The sequence below is a fragment of the Dictyobacter formicarum genome, assembly GCF_016587435.1.
The window spans coordinates 109,978-135,010 of sequence record NZ_BNJJ01000006.1 but is presented as its reverse complement, the minus strand read 5'-3'; the positions used below and the strand labels follow the sequence as shown (position 1 = coordinate 135,010).

The following is a 25,033-nucleotide window of genomic DNA, read 5'->3' as shown; positions in this document are numbered from 1 at the left end:
TGAATGCAGCATAGCATGCAAGCCTGGTGGGGTCAAGTGTATGGTAAAGATAGACTCATCAGTTAGTTTTGTATTTTTGTGCTAGCTACACCCTGACTGCTCTAAAATTACAATAATGAGATATTTGGGATATTGCAGGGATGTTTAAAATATCCTGAAAAGCGCTCAAAGCGTGTGTGAAAGCCTGCGTTTTGTGCCTGCGGCCCCTGACGCTACGCGCCTTTCGGCGCTCAGAAAAAAACTTTTTTATTCAGTGGTGGAAGTGCGCACGGCGCACTTCCACCACTGAATAAAAAAGAGTGGGGGCGTCAGCGCTTCCAGGCTGGCGAGCATACTGATCGCATGACGAACGAGGATGCCAGGGGCTTCATGGGTTCCTTACCAACCTCAGCCTTCCCAGACGCCGTAGGAGGCGGCGTGAGAACTGGTACCCCTTGTCAAAGTTATGATAATGATATATATGCTAATAAAAAATGAACTCTTGCCATGTATGGTATGCTTCAAAAGAAATTTTTGATGCAGCCTTCACCTTGCCCGGGATGAGAACCCGCACGTCGTGTTCTAAGCAGGGTTCTGGCACATTGTTCCTGGCGATATGCCAAAAATAAGTTGTGGATACGTTGGGAGGTTTGGTAAAGAGCTACAGATAAAGCGTTTGATTAGATGTAATGTAGGATAGAATAGCTACTTGTCAAGATATGCTATTCTATCCTTTAAGACGAACACTCATAAAAATATGCGGGTTTTGTTCAGTAACGAAGGTCAGGTAACAACTCCATGGCGAAAAAATTGGTAATTGTCGAGTCACCGGCCAAAGCAAAAACAATTGAGAAGTTTCTTGGTCGTGATTTTGAGGTCCGTGCGTCCATGGGCCATATCATTGATTTGCCCAAAAAAGGGCTAGGTGTTAATACTCGCAAAGATTTTGCTCCTAAATATGAGATTATCGAGAAAAAAGATAAGTTGATCGACGAGCTGAAAGCTGCGTCCAAACGTGCTGACGAAGTGTACCTGGCTCCTGACCCCGATCGTGAAGGTGAATTTATTGCCTGGTCACTTAAAAATATCCTGGAATTGCAGAATCCTCGCCGCGCTGTGTTTAATGAAATTACGAAACGTGCGGTCCAGGATGCGATCCGCAAACCTCGGCAGATCAATGAAGACCTCTTTAATGCTCAGCAGGCGCGTCGTGTACTCGATCGCCTGGTTGGTTATAAAATTAGTCCTCTGCTCTGGCGGCGTATTCAATCGGGCACAAGCGCGGGACGTGTGCAGTCGGTTGCTCTGCGCGTGATTTGCGATCGCGAGGCGGAGATTCGCGCCTTTGTGCCTGAGGAATATTGGAGTATTGTCGCGACCCTGAGTAAGCAGAAACAAAAGGAGCGCTTTGAGGCGACCTTGATTTCTCGGCTCAATGATGTCGATGCTCTGAATGGCGAAGAGTCTGCCAGTGATGGGGAGGAGTCGGCGGCTGAGGTTAATGGGTCAAATGGATCAAATGATGTGAAGCTGGCGAAGACAAATAAAGGCCGTATTAAGATTTCTTCTAAAGAAGAGGCGGATGCTATCCTGAAGGATTTGCAGGATGCGACCTACAGTGTCTTGAAATATGATGAGCGCGAGCAGCGCCGCCAGCCGCCGCTGCCTTATACGACCAGTACTTTGCAGCAGGATGCGTCTTTGCGGCTGTACTTTAAGCCGAAGAAGACGATGAGCCTGGCTCAACAGTTGTACGAAGGTATGGAGTTGGGTGAGCGTGGGCATCAGGGTTTGATTACCTATATGCGTACCGACTCGACGCGTATCTCTGATGAGGCGCAAGAAAAGGTCAAAGGACATATCGCCCATGCCTTTGGCGATCCCTATGTGGGTCAGGGCCGTGTCGGTAAATCGAAGGCGTCGACACAAGATGCGCACGAAGCTATTCGCCCCACCGATGTGTCTTTGACGCCACAGATCGTGAAGTCTCACCTGTCCCCTGACCAGTTCAAGCTGTACAATTTGATCTGGCGTCGTTTTGTGGCCAGCTTTATGACGGCAGCTGTTTTTGATACGGTGCGTGCTGATATCGTGGCCAGGCAATATGTTTTTCGCGCCACTGGCTCGAACCTGAAGTTTCCAGGCTTCTATGCCGTCTGGTTCCGTGAAGAAGATGAAAAATTGCTACCGGTGATGAAGGTCAATGAAACCTTGAATTGCCATAGTTTGAAGCCGGATCAGCACTTTACGCAGCCACCACCACGTTTTTCTGAGGCCAGTTTGATTAAAGAGCTGGAAGAACTGGGCATTGGTCGTCCAAGTACCTATGTGCCGATTATTAGCACGATCCAGGATCGTGGCTATGTAGATCAGGAGCAGCGGCGCTTCGTGCCGACCTGGCTGGGCGAGACCATCAATGAAGTGATGAATAAGCATTTTCCAGATATTGTGGATACTGGCTTTACCGCTGATATGGAGCGCAAGCTGGACGATGTTGAAGATGGTAAGCGCTCCTGGATTGAGTTTCTGAGCACTTTCTACGGCGATTTTAAGTCGGCGATGGAAAAAGCTGAGGCGGAAATGAACCGGGTGCAGAAGCCTCTGGAAGAGACTGATGAGCTGTGTCCCGAGTGTGGCCGTAACCTGGTTATCAGGACGGGTCGCTTTGGTCGCTTCATCTCTTGCTCTGGTTTCCCTGAGTGTAGCTATCGTCGCTCGGTGGTCAATAAGACCGGTGCGCTCTGCCCTCAGTGCGGTGGCGACCTGGTTGAGCGTAAGACGCGCCAGAAGAAGCGCATCTTCTATGGCTGTAATAACTATCCAACCTGCAATTTCGCTATCTGGGAGCGCCCAGTGCCCGATCTGTGCCCTAATTGTGGTGGCTTGATGGTGGTTCCAAAAGGCAGCCAGGAGCCGGTTTGTTATAACGAGGTGGTTTTGGTACAGAGCGGCAATGAGGAAACACCGGTCCCGGATGGTGGTCCCGTGACTCCTGCTGGCACGGGCCGTAAGAAAACGACGGCCACTGCCGCGAAGAAAACAACGGCGGCTAAGAAGGCTACGACTACCAAGCGTGCGACGACCACGCGTAAGAAAGCGCCCGAGGTTTCTGATAACGGCACCGAAAAAGTGGCTGCTGCGAAGAAAACTACCAAACGTGCGACGACCAGTAAGAGCACAGCAAAGACGCCAGCACGCCGGTCGACAGAGACCGTAAAGGCCACAAGTACAGCAGCGGGGAGAACGAAGGCTACCAGGTAATGATAAAAGCAGAACGATTAGAGAAAGTTGTGATATAATCGAAAAATAATTTACTCTCTCCCAAATCCCAAAAAAGGGGAGTTCTGCTTATTATGGAGGATTACATGCCGCATGCAGTGACGCTGATCCCCGGCGATGGAACTGGGCCAGAAATTGCTGAGGCGACCTGTCGTGTGCTGGAAGCAACTGGCGTACAGTTTAGTTGGGATGTGCAGCCGGCAGGAGTGGAAACTCTGGCAAAACAAGGGACTGTTTTGCCAGAGGAGGTGATAGAGTCGATCAAACGCACAAAAGTAGGGATCAAGGGACCCATTACGACTCCAGTGGGGAAAGGTCAACGTAGCGCCAATGTGACGTTGCGTAAAAAGCTTGATCTCTATGCGAACTTGCGCCCTGCCAAGACGTATCAAGGACTTCGTTCTCGCTACGAAAATATTGATCTGGTAATTGTACGCGAAAATACTGAAGACCTCTATGCTGGTATTGAATTTCAACGTGGTACCCCTGAATATGAGGAGTTGATAGAATTCATTGGCCGCACTACGGGGCATCATATCGATCCTGATTCAGCCATGAGTGTCAAGTATATTTCCATTGCTGCTACCAGGCGCATTGTGAAGTTCGCTTTCGAGTACGCACGGGCCAATAAGCGCCGTAAAGTGACCGCTGTACATAAGGCTAATATTATGCGTCTCTCCGATGGGCTCTTTCTGTCTACAGCTCATGAAGTGGCCAAAGAATATTCAGATATTCAATATGAGGACCGCATTGTTGACAATATGTGCATGCAACTGGTGCAGAAGCCCGAACAATATGATGTGCTGGTCCTTCCTAACCTCTATGGCGATATTATCTCTGATTTATCTGCAGGTTTAATTGGCGGCCTGGGTGTGGCTCCGGGCGCTAATATTGGCAATAATTACGCTGTTTTTGAGCCAGTGCATGGTAGTGCGCCTAAATATGCTGGTCAGAATAAGGTAAATCCAATGGCGATGATGTTTTCCGGAGTGATGATGCTGCGCCATCTGGAAGAGAGAGAAGCCGCTGATCGTTTAGAGAGGGCTTTGATGCAGGTATTGGCCGAAGGGAAATCAGTAACCTATGATTTAAAGCCGCGCCCCGATGATCCTACTGCCGTTGGCACGTCTCAGGTTGCTGACGCGGTTATTGAGTGTCTACATAGTGTGTGAGCGGCCCATAAACAGGGACCGCTCACACACTATGTAGACATGTGTGCATGTGTGTATGGGCGCTGACATGCCCGTACCCTTTATTTAGAGAGTGTCAGACTCCCAACAGACTGAGAATCAGAGCACCCCTGGGTCTGGGGAACGAAGGCGTCCCCCCCTCTCTTTTTTATTGTTGGTGCAGCAGGTGCGCATTCGCGCACCTGCTGCACCAACAATAAAGGGACATCCTGAGCACGGGAAGTGCGCAAACCCATGCACCGTGCATGCGGATGCTATGGGAATCTGACACTCTTTTTGAAAGCGTCTGAAGTCTATCGCCATGGGAAGCAAAGCGCCTCCGTATGGGCAGGCACATGCGCGCCCGGGCCATTTTTTATTCGTTGGTGCAGCCATTCGCGCTTTGCGCGAATGGCTGCACCAACGAATAAAAAAGACCTTTTGAGCGCCGAAGGCGCGTAGCGTCATAGGTGCTGACGAGGATGCCGGGGGCATCATCTCCTTGCCTCAGCTTGAAGGCGCGAAAAGCAAGACATTCAGACACGCTCACCTGAAAGAACAAGAATAGGGGTGAGCGTCAGCGCCCCCACCCACGCTGGCTGCGCCAGCATAATTTAATGCTGCACTACCCCTTTGCGCCATTTGTGGCGAGCCTGAATGTAGCGAACGGTACCTGAGTGTGAGCGCATCATGATGGATGATGTGCGAGCACCCCAACCAAAGTATTGAACGCCGTCGAGCAGTTCTCCGCTGGTAATGCCTGTGGCTGCGAAACTGACATCGTTGCCGCTTACCAGATCGTCTGTGCGGTACACCCTGTCCATATCGATGCCGTCGGCTTTGAAGCGCTGGCGTTCTTCTTCTGTGCGTGGCCAGATTTTACACTGGATCTCGCCGCCCAGACACTTCAATGCGGCGGCGGCCAGCACTGCTTCTGGCGCTCCACCAATACCCAGCATGATGTCGATACCACGATAGTCTTCCATTGCGGCCAGGATAGCGGCGGCCACGTCACCGTCGGTGATCAGGCGAATACGGGCGCCGGCCTCTCGAACTTGGCGAATGATATCCTGGTGACGAGGACGATCAAGGATGACAGCGGTCAGATCGTCGAGGCGCGATTGGCGTGTGCGTGCGATGCGATCCAGGTTGACTGCGATTGGAGCATTGATGTCGATGACGTTTTTCATCGCTGGCCCGACGGCAATCTTTTCCATGTAATAGACTCCCGGAGGGGCCGAATACATGCTGCCGCGCTCGGCCGTGGCGATGACCGCCAGGGCTCCCGGCAACCCCAATGCCAGCAGGCGCGTTCCGTCAACGGGATCTACGGCCACGTCTACATCTGGCTTGCTGCCATTGCCGATCTCTTCACCGATATAAAGCATCGGGGCTTCGTCTTTCTCACCTTCACCAATCACCACTACACCGTGCATATCTACTCCATCGACCGCATGACGCATGGCGTCCACAGCTGCCTGGTCGACCATCTCTTTATTGCCTTTACCCATCCAACGACCGGCGCTTAAGGCGGCTGCCTCGGTTACGCGAATGAGTTCCATTCCTAAATTGCGCTCAATTGTGCGCGAAGGTTCAAAACGTTCCTCTTCTGGTTGCATCGCAAAAATCCTTTGTTTTTATATTTGTACGTACCGCGGGCGAGTGCGGCAATGTTCTGCTTGCATAATTGCTTGCAATTGTTCAACGGCCTCGGAGAGTCGCCCCTGGCGGTTCACAATGGTGTAATCATAGTGTTCTTGCTGTGCGAGCTCGTGTTGTGCGTCGATAAGTCGGCGCTGGCGCTCTTCCTCTGTCTCGGTTTGGCGATTGATCAGGCGCTCGACAAGTTCGTCAATGGAGCCGGGAACGAGGAAAATATAGATCGCTCCTGGTACCCTTTGTCGCACTGTCGCTGCGCCCTGTACATCAATTTTGAGCAGGACATCGCGTCCTTTTTCCAAATTATCGACGATTTGTTGGATGGGTTGCCCATACCAGTTACCATGCACCTGCGCGTACTCAATGAGTTTGTTCTGTGCAATCATGTCTTTGAATTGTTCATGACTGACAAAATGATAAGGATTGCCCTCGCTTTCACCAGGGCGTGGCGCGCGGGTTGTGACCGAAGCAACCACGTGAAAATCAGCTCCCTTTTCTTTCAGGGCGTTGATTACGCTGTCCTTACCGGTGCCCGAGGGGGCCGAAAGGACAAAGAGCAATCCTGGCTTTTTGGTGGCCGCTTGCTTTGATTGTGACAATAGCGATTGAGTCTCAAGTTGCATGCTTTTCTTCCTGCAGTTGCTCAAATAGAAAGAGGATTGGTGTACGAACGAACATCTCTTTGTTATACTTTAATTTGTATTTGCGAGCACAATGACAAAGAAAAGCCACCCGGCCTCCTAATGTTGAGTCTATGCGTGCTTGCACTACTATTGTACAACACGGTTGGGTATCTCGAAAGTCGTTTGCCTCAGAGAAGAAAGTGGAATGCAGAGGCGGCAGCCCTTGCCTGGAGCCTGGGGAAAACCCCAGAAATTCCTTCTTTCCCCGCCAAAAGCGGGGTGCAGGGGCAGCAAGCCCATGCCGGGGGTCAGGGGGTGCCCTTACAGGTGTAGGTTTTTCAGGGGCGTAGCCCCTGAGGCCCCTGATGCCGCCCTGCGGGCGGCACGGGGAGGGGAAGAGTTGGGGGCACAGCTTGATCATGCCCCCGGCATGCTCGCCAAACCCCCAGTCAAGGGGCGGCAAGCCCCTTGCATCCCCGCTTTCCTGGCGTGAATCCAAAAAACCTATACCTGTAAGCAAGGGGTGCCCCCCTGATATCCTCCCCTCTCCTCCCAGCGGGAGGCAGGGGAAACCTAAACCGGAGCGAAGAAAGCGGGGTGCAGGGGCAGCAGCCCATGCCGGGGGTCAGGGGGTGTCCCCCTGATATCCTCCCCTTTCCTCCCGCTGGAGGCGGGAGCGGAAATAGATCGGAAGTTACTATGTATATAGATGCTATAACTCTTGCTACCGTCGCAGATGAGTGGCGGAAATTGCTGGTAGGGGCACGTATCGATACGATTATTCAGCCGACCGAGCACGCGGTGGCTCTGCAATGTTATGCACCGGGCACCGAGGGCCAGGGAGGACAAAATCGTTGGGTCTATCTTTCCGCCCATCCACAATTTGTTCGTGCCCATATTACGGCTTTGAAGCCGCAAAGAATTGCCAGTGAGCCGCCAGCTTTTGTGATGCTGTTGCGCAAGCATCTGGAGGGAGCACGTATTGAGTCGATCGAGCAGCCGCGCTGGGAGCGTGTGCTGGAGATTATAGCTGGCTATCGCAAGAGTCCTGATAGCGAGGAGCGTGTGCGTTTTCGCCTTATTATTGAGGCGATGGGACGGCTCAGCAATATTATTTTTTGCGATGAGCGGGGGATGATTCTGGGGAGTCTGAAGCGTGTTGGCTCGGATGTCAATCGCTATCGTGAGGTGGCGGCCGGCCTGCCGTATGTGCCGCCACCACCTCAGCAGCGTACACTGGCAGGCCAGCAGTTGCCGCGCCTGGAGCCGACCAGCGTGACGGCGGCACAGCTGGCTATCTGTGCCGCTGACGAGACAATCCCGGAGGAGACTCAGGTGCCGGTTAAAAAGCGTAAGCGGGCTCCCGAACAGCCGAAACTCTGGCAATTGCTATCCCATCACGTGCTCGGCTGTAGTCCTTTGCTGGCCCGTGAAGCGGTGTTTCGCGCCACCGAGAATACTGAAACACCGGTTGCGCAGGCCGATCAGGCGGTCTGGGAAGAGCTGGCCTGGAATGTCAACGACCTGACGGCCGCTTATGATAGCCATCGTTGGCATCCCCATCTGATTGAGCGCAGCCTGACAGCTGACGAACAACAGCAGGCGTTCGCGGTCGCGGGCGAGGAGCGCTATGTGCCTCTGGCCTTTGCTCCTTATGTGCTTGAACAGTACTCTGCCCTGCCAGATTCGCGTGTGCGCGAGTCACCCTCAATCAATGTCTTGCTGGATGAATACTTCGCTCGCTCCGAGTGGCGCGATGCCGTGGATACCCTGCGAGCTCCGTTGCGCAAGATTCTGCAAACCAATATTGAGCGCTGCAGGCGCAAAGCTGAGTTGTTACAGAAAGAGATGGACAATTCAGCCGAGGCCGCTCGGTATCGTTTGTTTGGCGAGTTGCTCCTGGCCTATCAGCAGGAGGTGGAGCAGGGTCCAACCAGCGTGGTGCTGGAGAATTACTTCGACCAGGCTTCCACAGGAGACACGCAGAAGGTGACGGTGCCGCTGGATCCACGCTTCGATGCTGTGGGGAACGCGAATCGCTACTTCAATAAATATCATAAGTTGCGCCGGGCACTTGAACTGGTGCCAGGCCAGATCGAGCAGAACAATACTGAGCTGGCGACCCTGGAGCAGTTCTTTGCCGACCTCAAGCTGGCCGAGAATGCCTCTGAGATCGCGCATGTTAAGAATGAGGTGCAGGCAGCGGGGTATATCCGTGGTAAGGCCCTGGTGGATAAGAAGGCCCTCAAAGCGGCTAAGAAAGGCAAGGGGGGCAAGGCGGCTAAAGGGAAACCCACCGCTTCTGGCGGTGGCGTGCCCCTGCATTTTCAGAGCCGTGAAGGTTTTACCTTGCTGGTTGGCAAAAATAGTCGGCAGAATGAGGAAGTGACGTTCCGCCAGGCTACCTCCAACGATATGTGGCTACATGCTCGCGGCGTTGCCGGTGCCCATGTGATTATCAAAGCGGCCGGACGAGAGATTCCACGCAGCACGATTGATCAGGCTGCCAGCCTGGCGGCCTATTATAGTGAAGCGCGGGGAACGACCAGCGCGCCCGTTGATTATACCTTGCAACGGCATGTTCGCCATATGAAGGGTGGTGGACCCGGCATGGTGATCTATGAGCGTGAGCACACGATCTATATTGAGCCAGATAAGGCGCTGGCCCTGCTCAAAGCATAGAGTAAGCGCTGACACGTCAGCCGCGCTCACGCGATGAGCCGATGCCCATTTCTTCGCGGTATTTCGCAATGGTTCTGCGGGCCAGCGGGATACCGCGCGCGGTCAGGATATGCGCCAGTTCTTCATCGCTTAGCCTCTGGCGTGGATCTTCAGACTGCATGAGCTCGCGTAACATGTCTTTGATGCGTAATGAGCCATCGAAGAAGTAGGCAATTGGGATCAATCTGCCATTGGGCAGCAGGGCATATTTGTTGGCTGTTGCCCTGCTCACAGTGCCTTCATCGAGATGCAGGATGGAGGCAACTTCGGCTCGGGTTAATGGATAGAGATAGCGAATGCCTTTTTCGAGAAATTCTTGTTGACGACTGACGACGATCTCTGCTACGCGCCTTAAGGTTCGCCAGCGACGATAAATGCACTCCACAAAAAATTTGGCCCGGTCGCGATTCTGGTACATATATTTTTGTACATCGGTATTGTTTTCACTGGCCGCCTGGTCGCTGTGACCTGGATAGTGTGTCTCGATGCGGAAATTGTAACGCTTCTCTTCCATTAGCTCGATCTCAAAGCCATTTTCTCCTTTGCGGATGATGACGTCGGGATGGATATATGAGGTGCTGCTGCCCAGCGGGGTATCATTGTTGACTGAGTTATAGATATAGCCAGGGAAAGGATGTAGCATGGTGCCAATGTAATCACTTGCGCGCCGCACCTCTGCTTCGGGAACCTTTAGCTTGCGGGCAACGTCCGCGAATTGGTTGTGCCCCAGTTGTTCGAGGTAGCGATCGATGAGCGTATAGGCCAGTGGATAGGGAGGCTGCTGCTCGCCCAGGGCCGCCAGTTGCAGCAGCAGGCACTCACGTAGATCGCGGGCTCCGATGCCCACCGGCTCCAGGGTCTGTAGCTGACTAAGCACATATGTTACGCGTTCTAATGGCACCTGTAGATGTTGAGCAATCTCTTGTGGGCTTATTTCTAGATAGCCCCGGCTGTCCAGATTTCCCACCAGTTGTTCGGCGATCGAGGCGTCTTCGGGCGAGATCAGCGCCTCTAACTGGTGCAGCAGATTTTCTACCAGCGTCTCACTGGTTGGAATACGGGCCATCGGATCATAGGCATCATCATTATCGGCCTCAGTAAAACCGTAATTATCGCTATCGTAGAAGAAGAGTTGTTGTCCCCATGGGCCGTCGGAAGTTATGGTTTGACGGGGTGTTTCGGGCGTAAATGTCAGCTGTGGTGTCTGCTGAGTGATGCGGCTACAGACTGTACAGGTTGGCCCATATAAAGGTGTTGAGCAGAACTGGCAGATGCGCTGTTCCGTTACCTGAAGTGCAGGATTTTCCGTTTGTTCCTGATTTATAGTGCGCTCAAGCTCATCTGATGAAAGATGGAGTATCGTACTCGATGTGACGAGCCGAGCACTTATTCTGACGTTCTGGTCGGTTCTTGGCGTTTGTTCCAATCGCATACACGTACCCTACCTATCCCCTGTTCGCGCCTCAGAATTATAATGTTACGCCGTTCATCTCATCTGGATGAGCGCAGCCGCTTGAGAAGCCAACTGATGCCCTTAAGCAGGAGCACGTCCAAATGCTTTTTATATATGTTATTAAATCCAGCCACGGCTCACAAGCGCGCCACGAGCCGCTTCTTGCTCTGCCGTTTGTTTGTTGCGACCCTGGCCGCGGCCAGCTACACGATCTCCTAACATGACTTCTACTGTGAATTCCCGATTGTGCGATGGCCCTTCCTGGCTCACCAGGCGATAAGAAGGCGTAATCCCTTCGTGGGCCTGCGCCAATTCCTGGAATAGCGATTTATTATCCTTAAATAGACGTTTGGTTACAATGGTATGTGCCAGTGGGTCCAGGCGTGGCAACAGAAATTGTCGTACCACCTCCAGGCCTTGATCCAGGTAGATTGCGCCCAGCACCGCTTCAAAGGCAGAGGCCTGCACGCGCTGTCCGCCACCGCTATGTTGCTCCCCTTTACCCATCAACAAAAAATTGCCTAGATTAATCTCGCGAGCAAAGTTGGCCAGCGTTTCTGTCCTCACCAGTACTGCGCGGACATCAGTTAATTCACCCTCGCTTAAATTGGGGAAGGTGCGATAGAGGAAGTCCGCACTGATCAAAGCAAGAATCGAATCGCCCAAAAACTCCAGGCGCTCATTTGAGCTTTGCCCTACCCCTGGTGTTTCATAAATGTATGAGCGGTGGGTCAGAGCTAATCTCAAGAGATTGGCATCCTGAAATTTTACCCCTAAAATCTCTTCTAGTTGTTCGTGCATTAATATACCTCTACTGTTAGACTGGCCACTCTGGTGTGTCCAGCACCTTATTTGGGGGTCCGTCCAGCGCCGCAAGTATTGACCAGAGGTGCCGGAGTACCAGTGCTTGAGATATTCTCAGTCGTTTATTTATATGAACATAGTGTTTCAGTGTTTTTTAAATTCTAACGTCTGGCTGAATAGAGAAATTCAAGCGGAACTTTTATTTAAAGATAAACAACTTTCCATAAGGTCTATGTCTGTTTCGTTTGTCGCCGTCATTGTAACGCGTTTTGGGTGGAACCGCAACGCTACTATGTAGGAATATTCGGCTGTATAAGCGTGAATAGAACGTATTCGATTCCTGTTCAGCCAGGAAAGAGAAGATGACAATCTGGCAACTAGACTGTTCTCTTTAGATATGATACTCTATGCTATGGGTTTGAGGAAGACAGGTAATCGCGGATTGTTTGATCCGAGGAAAGTCCGAACTCCACAGAGCAGGATGCTGGCTAACGGCCAGTGAGGGTGACCTCAAGGAAAGTGCAACAGAAACATACCGCCCGGGTTTATGCTCGGGTAAGGGTGAAATGGTGAGGTAAGAGCTCACCAGCAGCCAGGTGACTGGCTGGCTGGGCAAACCCCATCTGGAGCAAGACTAAGCAGAAGGGACTGATCTTTGATCAGGCAGGTTGCTCGCCTGTTAACCTTCGGGTTGGTCGCTTGAGGCGGTGGGCAACCATCGTCCTAGATAGATGATTACCGCCCGCTCAGGCGTAAGCCTGGGAGGGCACAAAATTCGGCTTATGGCTTCCTCAAACCCTCCCAGACCTTCTTCTCATACTGAAAAACTACTTCTTGATGCGATCATGCTCAATCAACCAGCGGATAAAATCCAAACGACGGCTTTCCTGCATTATCTCGCGATATTCGACTTGCTCGGTGACATGTTCTTTCATATAAACTAGCTGTGCAGCTTCGATTTCTGAAAATCCTAGGCCCAATAAATTTTGAAAATCAGCACCTTTAACTATAGAATGTTCTTGCATAATGGCAGGCTCCTTTTAACATAGAACTGAGCAAACGACAATATATTGGGCTATAACTGGAGACTTATAGCAAGCTGCATGGTACGTAGGTACATGAATGCCTCTCTCCATATACAACGTATTCCTGACTGGGATTATTTCTTAGGCTACGAACATTTGGACGAACAAAGTTTTCATAAAAGAAGTTTTTACAAAACGAATACCCGTGGTTAATAGAATCAACGTTCCATGGGAGTAAGGAATAACAGTTTTTTTTAAACTTTAGCCTTTGAATTGCCTTCCCATGAGAAAGAGCTTCATCGCTCGCTCAGTTGCCTGACTCGTCAATAGTGAGGCATGTTTCATTGCATAGACTAACGACATCGGTCCAGAGGGTAATACTATAATCGCATCAATCCCGAGGTCGTAAATACTTGTATAGTTCGTTTCTAAGCCTCCTGCCAGGGCCAGCACGGGTAGCTGATGAGCTTTGGCTAGCCTGGCAATGGCGCCCACACTTTTCCCATAGGCTGTTTGCTCATCAAGCTGACCCTCGGCCGTAATGACCAGGTCGGCATCCTTCATATATTCATCGACGCGCAATGCTTCTAACATAATCTGGGCACCTGGTCGCAGGGTGGCATTCAGAAAGGCCAGCATGCCGGCGCCCAGTCCGCCGGCGGCTCCTGCGCCAGGCGTATTGGCTACATCTTTTTTGAGATCGTGTTGAATAATGTGTGCGTAGTGGGCGAGGGCGGCATCCAGGTCTGCCACCATGTCTGGCGTTGCCCCTTTCTGGGGACCATAGATGGCGGAGGCTCCAGTGGGACCACACAACGGATTGGTAACGTCACAGGCGACGTCGAAGCTGCATTCTTTGATGCGCGGGTCTAGTTTGCTGGTGTCGATTTGCGCTAGTCTGGCCAGGGCGGACCCTCCGGGTGGTAGAGACTTACCTTCGGCGTCCAGGAACGCGACGCCGAGCGCCTGAGCCATGCCTGCGCCTCCATCATTGGTGGCGCTACCGCCAATGCCAAGGATAAAATGGCGGCTCCCTTGATCCAGGGCGGCCCTGATCAGTTCTCCAACGCCATGTGTGGTCGCGATCAATGGATTGCGCTGTTCGGGCGCTACCAGTGGCAAACCTGAACTGGCTGCCATCTCAATGACGGCCGTCTGGCCATCTCCCGTCACGCCATAAAATGCCTCTACGGGCTCTTCCAGAGGACCGGTGACCGTCTGTGTATGGATCTGTCCATGGGTGGCATCGATCAGGGCCTGCACTGTTCCTTCGCCGCCGTCAGCGATAGGAATAATAGTCAGTTTAGCTTCCGGGAAGACTGCCTGAACTCCCTGGGCGATGGCCGCTCCTGTTTCAGCAGCAGTCAGGCTACCCTTCAGGGACTGGGGTGCAATTAGAATGTGCATGGTAGCAATCCCTTTCTTCTTGTATATTGATTAATTTACTTGCATTATATCAAATAGCTGTGGATCTTCATTCCAGGTAGCTCTGAGATATTTGCACGTTCGACGTTCCTGCTCTATACTACATAACAGAGTTATTTTTGTTGGTATCCAAGAATATTCGTGGAGTCTTTCTATGTTGACTGGCCTATCGCTTGCCTGGTCCTGGAGTCCAGGTGGTTTGCTCTGTTTTGTTGTGCTGGCGCTACTCTATCTGTTGCGCTTGCGCCAGGTTTTTCGTATGCATCAGGAAGATCCACAGGCACCTACCGTCAGTAAGATCCGTATCGCTTCATTTGTCATTGGCCTGCTCCTGTTCGCGGTTCTCTTCTTCTCGCCGGTCCACACTATTGGTCGCACGCAGTTATTTCTGGTCCATATGGCCGAGGTTGTGGTATTGACCACCTTCTGTGCTCCGCTGCTGCTGGGTGGTTGCTCGGCAGTTATTTTGCGGCCAGTGTTAGAGATTCCTGTGGTCAGTACGGTTATACGCTTTTTGACCAACCCGATTGTAGCTTCGGTGGTTTTCAACGCTATCTTTTTGCTCTGGCATGCCCCTAAAATCTACAATGCCGCCACACCCAACGTCGCGCTCTACAATACTATGATGCTGTCTATTTTTCTGGCCTCATTGCTCAACTGGTGGCCGATCATTGGTTCTTTGTCTGAGCTCAAGAAGCACGGCTATCCCTTGCAGATGCTATACGTGATTTTAGATGGGCAGCCACTGGACATCTTTGCGTTTATCCTTGTCTACAGCGGGGTAGCGCTCTACCACTATCACATTCCTGCGCAGACCGGGATCAATGCTTTTGGTGATCAGGCTGCGGCCGGGGCCCTGCTGTTGCTGCCTGGCCTGGTTGACCTGGTGGTGCTGTCGCCGCTATTTATTAGTTGGATGGGTCAGATAGAGCAGAAGACCCGGGCCGCTGACCAGCGCCGCTTAGAGGAGGCTATGGAGTACGATGAAGACGAAGATAATGTCGAGATAGAGACCATTTAATCCGCCCGGTTGCATCTTTTCCGTCCAGGTGGTGGCTGTATTTACCAGTTGCAGTGTAGTTGCAGCGCCTGCCGCAATCGTCGTTCATAATCCCTGCGCGGTATTTCGGTGACGCCCAGCGTGATCAGGTGTGGCGTGGTAAACTGGGTATCGTGCAGGACGTAGCCATGCTCCTGTAAGTGCTCTGTCAGGGCTACCAGGCAAACTTTAGAGGCATCCCTGGCGCGGGAAAACATGCTTTCTCCCATGAAGGCGCCTCCCAGGGCAATTCCATACAGACCTCCTACCAGCTTGCCGTTTTGCCAGGCCTCGATACTATGAGCTAGCCCATGCTGGTGCAGATAGGTATACGTTTTGATGAATTCTTCATTGATCCAGGTGTCCTCACGCTGCCCACAGCAACGCATTACCCCCTCAAAGGCGGTATCCGTGCGAATAGTGTAGATCTGCTTACGGATGGTGGCCCGCAATGAATGTGAAATATGCAGATTCCGATGTTCCAGAATCGCGCGCGGATCTGGCGCGTACCAGTTGATCTTTCCCTCATCATCTGCCATAGGAAAAATACCCTGAGCGTAGGCCTGGACGACCAGCGTTGGATCGAGTGCTTCCGGGATGAAGTAGCTCATTGCTTCGCGTTTTCCTTTCTCATATCATTCTTGCTTGCATGCCTGGTTCCGCTTGTCTCGTTTCATTATGGCCTGGAGCGGCTGAAATACTTTAGATAGCTGGCCATGCGCGGATTCATTCCTCTAAGCAGCTCTATATCTGGCTGCGTCAGGGGTTTGATCCACCATAGCAGCCCCAGGCACAAAATAATAAAGAGACAACCTGAAATCCCAAGTAATATACGATCTTTGGGATGCCAGAGTAGGCAGGGGAGGGCTGCCAGCGTCAGAGCCAGCATAAAGCGGCCGGTGAAGACCAGGACCTCGCGTCGCTGGGTGGTTGGAATATGCGGGGCGATAAATATCAGTAACAGGATGCCTGTTGTGGTTTTTGCTAATCCATCTGCTATCAAGGCACCAGCTGCCCCAAATATGGGAATACAGATGATGCCGACACCAATGACAATCAAGATGCTCAGCCAGTGACTGGTAACGACCTGCCTGGGCTTGCCAAGCACATAGAGACCGGACTGATGAATGGTGGTGCCAAGGATGCGCACCAGCAGGTTGAAGAAGAGGAAAATTGTCAGCAGTGGCCCAACCGGATCAAACTTGCTGCCGTACAGGATGGTGGGGATGTTGGCTGCGTTAAAGAGGCAGAAGACCAGCACTGGCGCGGCGAGCAGCGTTTCGACTTTAATCAATGCCTGCCAGGTCTGCCCCAACCGCTGGTGATTCTGACCGGTAAAAGCCGCTGCCAGGGCTGATCCACCCACTCCCGTTAATCCAGAGACCAGCAGCAGGTTGGCGGCATCCGCTAGCTGGAATGAGAGGTTGAAGTAGCCGATGTTTTCTACCGAGATCAGGAAGACGCCCAGTAGAATAATAGAGACCTGTTTGAAGAGCGCACCTGTGGCCAGGTTGGTTAACCAGGCTGAAATGCTGACCTGCCAGATATTTTTAAGTGGCAGCCTGTGATGTGGAGCGCCCTTCAATAAGAATGGCGCCAGCCAGCAGACGAAGGCCAGCGCATTCAGCAACGCCACCAGCGCCTGTAGCCATAGAATGCCCTCTATTCCCCAACCTATTGTGAGCAGGACAAATCCCGCCAGCAATAAGGCGCCCTGCGCAATACTTCCAATGATGAGTACGATATGCATGCGCATCTGGGCCGCAGAGAAAGCACTGAAGAGATTGCCAATGCCGGAGCCAAAGACGTAGAGCGCGATTGGAATACTAGATCTGCTTAGTAGTGGATTCTGCAAATTGTGGGCGATAGCTGCGCTGCCAGTGATGGGGATGAGCGCAAGTCCTGTGGCTAGCAGTGGAAGGCCAAAGATGATCAGTGCGATCGTAACAAAGAGGATGATCAGGCGCAATGCCAGTAGATATCTGGCTAGCTGGCTGGCTACTCCCATCCCAAACTCTGATAGGAGTCGTGGCACAAAGGTGACAGTCGCGTCTTCAATGCCTAGAGCTACCAGGTAGATAATCGTATTGATAAAAGTTTGTATAATGGCATAAACGCCGTAGTCACCTGTGGTGACCGCATGCGTAATCAGCACCGTAAAGAGAAAGGAAGAGAAAAAGAACCAGAGATTATAAATCTGATTAATTAAATAACTATTAGGGGCGCGTTTCAATAATCGCCGGGCTTCACTATCTCCTGGCGACGGTTTGTCATCGGATGTATGTTGTGTCATAGTAGTTGAATTTTCCAGGTCAAGACGCTTTTTAGAGGTCACACGTTGCCTTTGCATATCTTCTGCAGAGTTCTCGACCAACTCTACAGTGTGCCGGCCCCTTCCATCTATTCCCTTCACCTCAACTGCATCTTCTTTGGATCGCTGGGCAAGGCCCACCAAGCGCAATGGCCGTAAAGGCAATTTCTGCATAGTTTGTATTTTAACTTATTTTAAACAAAAACCTCGCTAACCAGCCAATAGCTCCTAGTCCCGCGAAGAGCTCTAGTAAGCTGACGTTGGCCGTAATATGGTCGGTTGCCATCATGTAAAAGGCGCCTACTTTAAATGTAGCAGCCACCAGAAAAATTCCCAGACCCAGCCAGGCTGGTATGGTGGCGAGCAGGAGCGCCTTTTGCCAGTGTTGACAGCTAAAGCCAATTACGCCTGGCAGTAAGTACAGCAATAACGTAATGATGGGTGCGATGCTGGCAGGATAAGGACCGTTAAGGGCCGCGTTGGCCGAATGTGGGATCAGGCGTGTCCAGAGCTGTGCCGGCACCAGGGCGCTGGCGACCAGCAACGTTTCCAGTACCACCGTGGCGTAGAGAGCCAGTTTGCGATAATTCAGGTTGCGGTAGTTCTGGGCCTTCTGTTGTATTAGATGAAGATGAAGCATTGGCGTCCTTTCTATTTGCTGCCAGGAATGGACAATAGTCCCATTTGATATTTCATCAATAATATGCGACGTACCGATGCGTCGATGCGTGATAATTGGATCGCTCCACTGTTTAGTGCCTGTTTGATGCCATTGAGCATTTGCACTACCTCTCCAGGACTTGAAGCGCCCATGATGATATCTGAGCCCGCCTCAATTGCCAGGGCTGCTGCCTGATCGGGTGTGTAGTAGGCTGTGACCCCTGCCATGGTTAAACTATCTGTCATAATGACCCCCTGAAAGCCCATTTCATTGCGCAAGATTCCCGTCACCAGTTTAGGTGAGAGGGAGGAGGGTTGGCTGCTATCGATGGCGGGCACGATTTCGTGGGTGACCATAATGGCGTGCGCCTGACTCTGCTGAATCAGGTTGCGATAGGGTGCCCAATCGATTGTTTCCAGTTCGTTTCTTGAGCGTTGAATGCTCGGTAGCCCGACATGGGGATCGGCCGTCGCGTCTCCCAGTCCAGGGAAATGTTTGAGCGTGCCCACGACTTTATGGCTCTGCTGTAGCCCTTCTAGATAGGCTTCCGCCATACGCGAGACAGTGGCTGGCGTGGTTCCAAAGGTGCGCATATCTCGATGCATCTCTGAATAGACCGAGTTATCAACGTCTACTACCGGGGCCAGATTGAGCGTAATGCCATAGGAAGAGAGATCCTGTGCATCCTGCCGTCCGGCTGCCTTGACTTTTTGCAGATTATTGCTGGCTCCCAGCGCAGCGGCTGAGGGACGCGACCCATCCAGTTGTTGTAAGCGATCCACCGTCCCTCCTTCTTGATCAATGGCCAGGCTGATGGGTAGATTGGTCGCGCTACGGTGAATCTCCTGGATCAGAGCCTTGAACTGTGTTTTGTCGATGATATTGCCGTTGGCGGAGAAGAGTAGGACCGAGCCTACCTGGTATTGATTGAGCATGGTTGAGAGCGGTTGTGTATAGCTGGCCCCTACAAATTGCACCATCATCATCTGGCCTAGCTTCTGATCCAACGATAATTTGCTTGTAATGAGATTAATATATGCCTGTGGCGTTAGCTCTGCTTGCTTCACGGAATGGGCTTGATTGAGCGCATGGTGGTTTAGGCCGGAGAGGATGCCCTGTGCATCTTTCGCTGTGCTGGTTGTTGAGTTAGGGGAATACAGTACGCTGGCCCAGCCCTGGGACCCGATGAATTGTGATTGCCCAAGGTCAATGGCCTGCCAGACCAGCAGCACCAGTACGCAGATGATACAGAATGATTTTATTCTACCATGGCGTTTCCATGTGCTTGATGTGCTCTGACTATGCTGCGGCATTGGCGCGGACGCTTCGTTACGCTCATCGGTATTGGTCGCCATACAAGACCCCCCTTAAAGAAAATCACTGTCTTAGTTGCGTATAAAGGACAGAAAAAATCGCGAGAGCCTATAGTATTGTGCATACTACATCGATGATATTTAAATTTATAATCATCAATAAGGTTGCTGCAACCTTTAAAAGTAAAACACATATCACACAAAAAGGCCAGTCAGGCCAACCATTCGACTCTTTAAAAAAGACATATCACCCTATTGCTTGTTGAGATGGATCGACTGCGATATACTGTTTTTATTATGCATATAAAAAGAGATCCGGGGTATCTTAAATGAAACAAATACAAAATACTATTTCCCTGGGCACAAGTGGAGGGCGACAAACTTCTACCGCACCTCGTCGTGTGCTTCTCTGTTTTCTTGTCGGGTTAGGTGTAACCTGTCTGCTGACTTTACTTCTTGTTTTTGGGATACTTTTTCCTTTCCATTTGCTTACTAAATTACCTTTTATTCTTATTATTGCCCTACCGGAACTCTGTATTTTTACCGGCCTGGCCTTATTGTTGGCCAGACCCCTGGCTATTGTGCGTTACCTGCGCGCGGTACATGAGGCCCAGAAAAAGTACTATGATTTATATACACCATTGACGACCTTGACGAATATACGCCAGACGAGTGAGCTTAACCAGGTCCAGGATCAAAGCGGAGCGGTGCAGCGTAATGAGCAGATGTCTATTCTGCAATTGGTCGAGAATCAACACTCGCATTTATTGATTCTGGGCGTGCCAGGCGCTGGTAAAACTATGGCCCTGCGCGTCTATCAGTATATTTCGACGCAGAAGACGCTGGGCCTGGCGTTTAGCAAGGGATGGATTCCCGTCTATGTGCCGATGAAAAACTATAGTTTGTTTTTGAAGCAGCAGCAACCCGATGTTTCTCAACCCGTTGATGTGGTGGAGGACGAGCACGCCGATCATCCCTCTGTTTCGCTGCTTTCTTACATTACGCAAAATGATTTGCCTGGGATGCGTTTTTTACGCTCCTATCTGCCTGCGTTGTTTGCGCAGGGGCGGCTGCTCTTATTGTGCGATGGCCTCAATGAGGTTGATAGCAGCTATCTCGCGCATGTAAGTCGCGAACTGGCCGAGGTGATGAGCCAGGACCAGAACCGCCTGGTAATGACCTGCCGCGAGGTGGATTATCGCGAGCAAGCTGAGTTTTCTCGCCTCGTTGAGGAGGGGCACGCGGCCCGTGTGCTGGTCTATCCTCTACTACCTGAGCAGGTGGAGGAATTTGTTTCCCGTTACATCGATAAGTCGAATGTACAGTGGCAACATAGCGCCGACCAGATCATGACGGTGATCGACCGTAGCCGTTTGCGCTACCACTGCACCAATCCAATGATGTTATTCACCCTGATGGGCATCATCGATAAGATCGGGGTGGAACGCGGCAAGCAGGTGGATACGCGTGGACGACTGCTACGCGAGTCTGTGCAGCAACTGCTGGAGCAAGAAATTGAAAAGTGGGGCAGTGGCGCGCCGACGGCGCATGATGTGATGCGTTTCTTGAGCGAGGTCGCCTGCGCGGCCCGCTGGGCCCATGATCGCAATGCGATTCAGCTATCCGTCATCCCGCTGGGAAGCTCTAACTCGACCCGTACCGCGCATAATTTTGATGAGGTGCGCGATGATCTCAAATTCTGGCTGGATGAACATCCCGCACGGGGACCCTTTGTGCTTGATGAGCAGCCTCAGGCCGAGCCGTACGATGATCTCTCCCTCCTGATCCAGTTTGCGCAAAGCGCTGGCTTGATCGAGATTAGTTCGGATGGCGTTTTGAGCTTTCGCCACGAGTTGATTGCTGAGTACCTGGTGGCTGAATATTTTGCCGCCTGTGCTCCACGTCCGTTACCTTCTTTACAGATTCGCGAGGAGTTGCTGGAGGACGTTGGACGTTGGAGCGAACCGGTCGCTATCTGGGCTGGCTTGCTGGATAATCCCCTGGAACTGGCTGAGTGTTTTGGCATGCTGGGCTTGAGCAATAAAGCGTATGTGCTGCAGGCTCTGACGCTGGGACTGGTCTGTGTTGGTGTGCTGTGGACCCCACCGCAGGCTGAGATACAACATCGGGTGGTGCTGCCTCCGGGGATTGAAGAGTCCCTCTCAGTGGCTGTGCGCAATAAAGCTGCTCGTGAGGAGCTGGCCCTGATCTTTACCCAGTGCGCGGAAGAGGGAGGACAGGAGGTCTACCGTTCCCTGCTGCCGTTGATTACGGCTGATGGCGTCGATGACCTGTTGACGCTGCTGGATCGTACTGTGGTGCCAGATCTGCTCTTTACCCAGTTGCAGGATGCTGTGGATGATATGGCATATGAGCAGCAGGTGAAGCGTATTGTGCGTGTGCTGGGACGCTTTGGCGAACAGGTGGTGCTACAGGCTGCTGATTTGAGCCTGCCTGCTCCTGAACGCTCGTTGCGCCTGCGGGCGGCGGCCGTTAATACGCTAGGCTGGACTAATGAGAGCAGCGCCGTTGAGCCACTGATCGAGCGGCTTCGCGATAGCGACCTGTTTATTGCTCAGCGCGCTACCAATGCTTTGATTCGCCTGGGTCCCCAGCTCATTTTAAACCGTGCCTTGCTGGAATTAGAGAATCGCAATCCTGGACCTTTCCAGGCCCGTGTTCACCAGGCATTACTGACTATTCTTGATCGTTTCCTGGATGATCAGGATGGGACGCGCTATCAGGTGACGCTGATGCAGTATCAGAGTATTCTTGAGCATGCGGTGCCCATGTTGTCGTCAAATTATCAGGCTGAGCCAGAGACCCAGCAGGTGGCGCGTGAGTTTATTGTCAAACAGGGTAAAAGTGGTGCGCTGCCTGGTGGTAGCCGCGAGCGACGCTGGGAGAAAGCGATTGATGCGCTGCTCGGCTACCTGTCGTCGCAGGATGCCCACGCAGTCCAGAACATGATACAGGCATTACAGGAAATCGGTTCGGCCGCTGTCCCGCGCTTGATTGAGCGTTTGAACAATCCGTCCGACGTGGTGCGCGTACGCGTGGTGCAGATCTTAAGTGAGGCGCGCGATTTCCGTGCGCTTGATTCCCTGCTGCGCTTACTAGCGGACCCCCAGCAGTCGGTGCGGCAGCAGGTATCCCACGCTTTGCAGGTCTATGCTCCTGAGAGTATTCCTGGCCTGATTGAGCGCATCCTGACCGATGCCGATGATGTTATCGCTGAACGCGCCTCTACTATTCTGGAGGCGATTGGCGAGAGTGTGGTCGATCCTGTTGTTGAGGCCCTCTCGACAGCTGTTTCGGGGCGCACTCGCTTCCTGGTGCAGATCTTAGAGCACCTGCGCGATGCACGGGCTATTCCTGCCTTGATTCATCTGCTCGATCAACCCCGGCTTGAGCAACTGGTGATCATTGCCATTATCCGGGCCCTCTGTCAGTTTTCAGATGTGCGCGTGGTTACTCCTTTGCTGAATCTGCTCTCCATGAGCAACACTATGGTCTATGAGGCGGCCATTCAAGCCTTGAGTCAGCTGGGTATGGTGGCGTTTCCAGGTCTGGTGGAAGCCATGGATACTCCCAATGAAACGGTCGTTGCTCAGCGTGTGCGCCGGGCGTTGATAATGATGGAGCCGTTCCCGGGCGAACAGTTGATCAGCGTGTTAGAGCAGCGGCGTAGTATTGCTCAAGCTGAGCAGGTGGCGCTCGTTTTGCGCGATAAGGGTAAGGATGCGGCCCCTATTCTGGTAAATCACCTGCTTCATCGCGATGAGTCGGTGCGTGAATATGTGCATCTGACTTTGGAGCAGATGCCTGGCCAGGCCGTTGTGCCTGCTCTGCTGGATGCGCTATATCAGCCGCCCAGGCGTAGTGTGGCCAGCGCTTTGTTGTTGAAGTATACCCAGGAGGCGGTACCACCACTGGTCAGCCTGCTTGGCGAGCATGAGCGTGGCCCGCTGGTGGCCGATCTGCTGCCGCGCTATGGCCTGGCCGTGCTCAGACCACTGGTGACTGGCTTAAACGATCAGCGTGTCACTGCCCGTGAGGCTGCGCAGCGCGTGATCGTCTCCCTTGTGCGCCAGCGACAGGGCCAGGAGCAGCAGCGCGCCTTACTTGAAGTGGTTCGGCTTTTCCATCCAGCCCTGCCACCATATGCCCGTGAGGCGCTGCTAGAGCTGCTCACCGAGACGCTGGTGGATGTGAGTATGCCCGCCCTGTTAGATGGCCTGGAGGACGCGCGCCTGATCGAAGATGTGGCTGAGGCCTTTGTGCGCCTGGCCCGCAAACCTGCGCGCCAGGAGAACGTCCTGAATCAGCTGGTGCGGGCGCTCTTCAATGATGAGCGTCGCCAGGGGGCGGAAATTGCCTTGATCAGAAATGGCGGCCCGGTCGTCTCGCGTGTGGGAGAACTGATCGTCAATCCCGATCCGGCCGTGGCCCGCTCGGCCCAGTTTATTCTCAGTGAGATCGGTGTGCCTGCCCTCTCCTTTATCTGGACTGCACAGAGCGATCGCAACAATCCGGTTCGGCGTGAAGCTGCTATGGCTGTGTTCCGTGGTATGCCGCCAGAAGTGATTAAGGATGAGCTGGTCTCCCTGCTGGTAAGTGATGATCGCGACGATATCGCGATGGCTGTCTCCCTGCTACTGGCACGTATCCATGAAGAAGCCAAACTGCAGTATCAAGAGCATGTGATGGTACCTGAGCTGATTGAATTTGTCCAGACCAGCACTATCCAGGAAACTAATCTGCGCGTGATGGCGTTGCTGCTGCTGCTAGGAGAGCAAGCCATTATCGATCATATGGTGCAGGCTCTGATTGATAATCCCCTGCAGCCTCGTCAGCTGGTCTACCTGTTCTTATTGCTCGGTTCAAAGACACAGCATTTGCTGCTAGAGGTATTCGATGATCCAGACTCTCCTGCCGCCCTGCGCGCCGAGATTGCCTCGGTGTTGAGCATGACCATTGCGCCCGAAGATGTCAAGGATTATGTCTATAATATCGATCGTTATGGTATTGCTAATCGTCGTCCCGGGTCGCCATATCCCGAAGAGCTGGCGGTCGCCTTGCGTGCCCTGGGTGGTCTACTGGTCACTGGACAGTGGGACGCGCGTAAGTTGCAGGAATTGCGTGAGGATAAGTCGGATGAAGGTGCCCTACGGGAAGTTGCCAACGTACTGCTTGGCTGGCGCTATGAGCCACAGCTACTCAAGCTGCAGCAAGATATTGATCACCAGCGCGAAACCTTTAAGAAGGAGTTGCTGGCCTCTACCATGAAATTGGCCGAGCAGCAGAAGCGCATCAGCAACCTGGAGGAGGACCTGGTGAAGTTCAATGATAAGCAGGGCGAGCATGAAGACGAGCTCAAGAAGATACAGCGTGAGAAGGAAAGTCTCAAAGCTATGGTTGAGCAATTGACCAAAGAGCGCAATCGTTTGCGCAATGAGTTAGAGCTGGTTGAGGAGGAAAAGAACGACCTGGCGCAACGCCACCAGGCCATCCAGCGTCAGTTGCCCAAAGGACCAACCAGCAGCCAGTCTCAACGTTTACGCTAGCCCCT

General features: G+C 52.4%; 15 protein-coding genes and 1 other RNA gene. 6 read left to right on the top strand and 10 right to left on the bottom strand.

Features of this window, described 5'->3' with window-relative positions:
• Nucleotides 1-777: 777 nt before the first annotated feature.
• Both topA and JMI88_RS12130 read left to right on the top strand, forming a co-directional pair.
• The gene (topA, locus tag JMI88_RS12135) at nucleotides 778-3,240 is read left to right on the top strand and encodes a type I DNA topoisomerase (RefSeq protein ID WP_201362093.1); all 2,463 of its coding nucleotides are present in this window, start codon (nucleotides 778-780) and stop codon (nucleotides 3,238-3,240) included.
• A gap of 104 nt (nucleotides 3,241-3,344) precedes the next feature.
• A complete protein-coding gene (locus JMI88_RS12130) occupies nucleotides 3,345-4,430 on the top strand; it encodes an isocitrate/isopropylmalate dehydrogenase family protein (RefSeq protein ID WP_201362328.1) in 1,086 nt (361 codons plus the stop codon).
• A 611-nt stretch (nucleotides 4,431-5,041) separates the two neighbouring features.
• Here JMI88_RS12130 and glpX read toward each other — a convergent pair.
• On the bottom strand, nucleotides 5,042-6,046 hold the full coding sequence (gene glpX, locus JMI88_RS12125; protein WP_268905990.1) for a class II fructose-bisphosphatase: 1,005 nt from the start codon (nucleotides 6,044-6,046) through the stop codon (nucleotides 5,042-5,044).
• Nucleotides 6,047-6,064: 18 nt separating this feature from the next.
• Nucleotides 6,065-6,709: a guanylate kinase gene (gene gmk / locus JMI88_RS12120; RefSeq protein WP_201362092.1), complete on the bottom strand. Its 645-nt coding sequence runs from the start codon at nucleotides 6,707-6,709 to the stop codon at nucleotides 6,065-6,067.
• Between the two features lie 699 nt (nucleotides 6,710-7,408).
• On the opposite strand from gmk, the gene JMI88_RS12115 reads away from it, so the two are divergent.
• Complete coding sequence (locus JMI88_RS12115; protein ID WP_201362091.1) at nucleotides 7,409-9,391, top strand: Rqc2 family fibronectin-binding protein; 1,983 nt, start codon at nucleotides 7,409-7,411, stop codon at nucleotides 9,389-9,391.
• 16 nt (nucleotides 9,392-9,407) lie between these two features.
• Here the strand turns inward: JMI88_RS12115 and rpoN are convergent, their stop codons facing one another.
• Nucleotides 9,408-10,862 (bottom strand): RNA polymerase factor sigma-54, encoded by a 1,455-nt coding sequence (rpoN, locus tag JMI88_RS12110; protein ID WP_201362090.1) that lies wholly within the window; start codon nucleotides 10,860-10,862, stop codon nucleotides 9,408-9,410.
• Between the two features lie 141 nt (nucleotides 10,863-11,003).
• Nucleotides 11,004-11,684, bottom strand: a complete 681-nt coding sequence (rnc, locus tag JMI88_RS12105) for a ribonuclease III (RefSeq protein WP_201362089.1) — start codon at nucleotides 11,682-11,684, stop codon at nucleotides 11,004-11,006.
• Nucleotides 11,685-12,106: 422 nt separating this feature from the next.
• Here rnc and rnpB point away from each other — a divergent pair.
• Nucleotides 12,107-12,485: RNase P RNA component class A (gene rnpB / locus JMI88_RS12100), an RNA gene on the top strand.
• A gap of 29 nt (nucleotides 12,486-12,514) precedes the next feature.
• Here rnpB and JMI88_RS12095 read toward each other — a convergent pair.
• Nucleotides 12,515-12,712, bottom strand: coding sequence for a hypothetical protein (locus JMI88_RS12095; RefSeq protein ID WP_201362088.1), 198 nt, complete (start codon nucleotides 12,710-12,712; stop codon nucleotides 12,515-12,517).
• A 261-nt stretch (nucleotides 12,713-12,973) separates the two neighbouring features.
• Nucleotides 12,974-14,119 carry a glycerate kinase gene (locus JMI88_RS12090; protein ID WP_201362087.1) on the bottom strand — a complete coding sequence of 382 codons (1,146 nt, stop codon included), beginning with the start codon at nucleotides 14,117-14,119 and terminating at the stop codon, nucleotides 12,974-12,976.
• A 172-nt stretch (nucleotides 14,120-14,291) separates the two neighbouring features.
• Between JMI88_RS12090 and JMI88_RS12085 the strand changes: the two genes are divergently transcribed.
• The gene (locus tag JMI88_RS12085; RefSeq protein ID WP_201362086.1) at nucleotides 14,292-15,158 is read left to right on the top strand and encodes a cytochrome c oxidase assembly protein; all 867 of its coding nucleotides are present in this window, start codon (nucleotides 14,292-14,294) and stop codon (nucleotides 15,156-15,158) included.
• A gap of 41 nt (nucleotides 15,159-15,199) precedes the next feature.
• Here the strand turns inward: JMI88_RS12085 and aat are convergent, their stop codons facing one another.
• The 4 genes from aat to JMI88_RS12065 all read right to left on the bottom strand — a co-directional run bounded on the left by aat (nucleotide 15,200) and on the right by JMI88_RS12065 (nucleotide 19,461).
• On the bottom strand, nucleotides 15,200-15,787 hold the full coding sequence (gene aat, locus JMI88_RS12080) for a leucyl/phenylalanyl-tRNA--protein transferase (RefSeq protein ID WP_201362085.1): 588 nt from the start codon (nucleotides 15,785-15,787) through the stop codon (nucleotides 15,200-15,202).
• 65 nt (nucleotides 15,788-15,852) lie between these two features.
• Nucleotides 15,853-17,469 (bottom strand): lipopolysaccharide biosynthesis protein, encoded by a 1,617-nt coding sequence (locus JMI88_RS12075; RefSeq protein ID WP_201362084.1) that lies wholly within the window; start codon nucleotides 17,467-17,469, stop codon nucleotides 15,853-15,855.
• 202 nt (nucleotides 17,470-17,671) lie between these two features.
• Complete coding sequence (locus JMI88_RS12070) at nucleotides 17,672-18,127, bottom strand: hypothetical protein (RefSeq protein ID WP_201362083.1); 456 nt, start codon at nucleotides 18,125-18,127, stop codon at nucleotides 17,672-17,674.
• A gap of 11 nt (nucleotides 18,128-18,138) precedes the next feature.
• On the bottom strand, nucleotides 18,139-19,461 hold the full coding sequence (locus tag JMI88_RS12065; RefSeq protein ID WP_373323830.1) for a glycoside hydrolase family 3 protein: 1,323 nt from the start codon (nucleotides 19,459-19,461) through the stop codon (nucleotides 18,139-18,141).
• A 329-nt stretch (nucleotides 19,462-19,790) separates the two neighbouring features.
• Between JMI88_RS12065 and JMI88_RS12060 the strand changes: the two genes are divergently transcribed.
• Nucleotides 19,791-25,028, top strand: coding sequence for a HEAT repeat domain-containing protein (locus JMI88_RS12060; protein ID WP_201362081.1), 5,238 nt, complete (start codon nucleotides 19,791-19,793; stop codon nucleotides 25,026-25,028).
• Nucleotides 25,029-25,033 lie beyond the last annotated feature (5 nt).

Coding starts and splice junctions, on each gene's coding strand:
- topA (WP_201362093.1), top strand. CDS start 778: ATGGCGAAAAAATTGGTAATTGTCGAGTCACCGGCCAAAGCAAAAACA.
- JMI88_RS12130 (WP_201362328.1), top strand. CDS start 3,345: ATGCCGCATGCAGTGACGCTGATCCCCGGCGATGGAACTGGGCCAGAA.
- glpX (WP_268905990.1), bottom strand. CDS start 6,046: ATGCAACCAGAAGAGGAACGTTTTGAACCTTCGCGCACAATTGAGCGC.
- gmk (WP_201362092.1), bottom strand. CDS start 6,709: ATGCAACTTGAGACTCAATCGCTATTGTCACAATCAAAGCAAGCGGCC.
- JMI88_RS12115 (WP_201362091.1), top strand. CDS start 7,409: ATGTATATAGATGCTATAACTCTTGCTACCGTCGCAGATGAGTGGCGG.
- rpoN (WP_201362090.1), bottom strand. CDS start 10,862: ATGCGATTGGAACAAACGCCAAGAACCGACCAGAACGTCAGAATAAGT.
- rnc (WP_201362089.1), bottom strand. CDS start 11,684: ATGCACGAACAACTAGAAGAGATTTTAGGGGTAAAATTTCAGGATGCC.
- JMI88_RS12095 (WP_201362088.1), bottom strand. CDS start 12,712: ATGCAAGAACATTCTATAGTTAAAGGTGCTGATTTTCAAAATTTATTG.
- JMI88_RS12090 (WP_201362087.1), bottom strand. CDS start 14,119: ATGCACATTCTAATTGCACCCCAGTCCCTGAAGGGTAGCCTGACTGCT.
- JMI88_RS12085 (WP_201362086.1), top strand. CDS start 14,292: ATGTTGACTGGCCTATCGCTTGCCTGGTCCTGGAGTCCAGGTGGTTTG.
- aat (WP_201362085.1), bottom strand. CDS start 15,787: ATGAGCTACTTCATCCCGGAAGCACTCGATCCAACGCTGGTCGTCCAG.
- JMI88_RS12075 (WP_201362084.1), bottom strand. CDS start 17,469: ATGACACAACATACATCCGATGACAAACCGTCGCCAGGAGATAGTGAA.
- JMI88_RS12070 (WP_201362083.1), bottom strand. CDS start 18,127: ATGCTTCATCTTCATCTAATACAACAGAAGGCCCAGAACTACCGCAAC.
- JMI88_RS12065 (WP_373323830.1), bottom strand. CDS start 19,461: ATGCCGCAGCATAGTCAGAGCACATCAAGCACATGGAAACGCCATGGT.
- JMI88_RS12060 (WP_201362081.1), top strand. CDS start 19,791: ATGAAACAAATACAAAATACTATTTCCCTGGGCACAAGTGGAGGGCGA.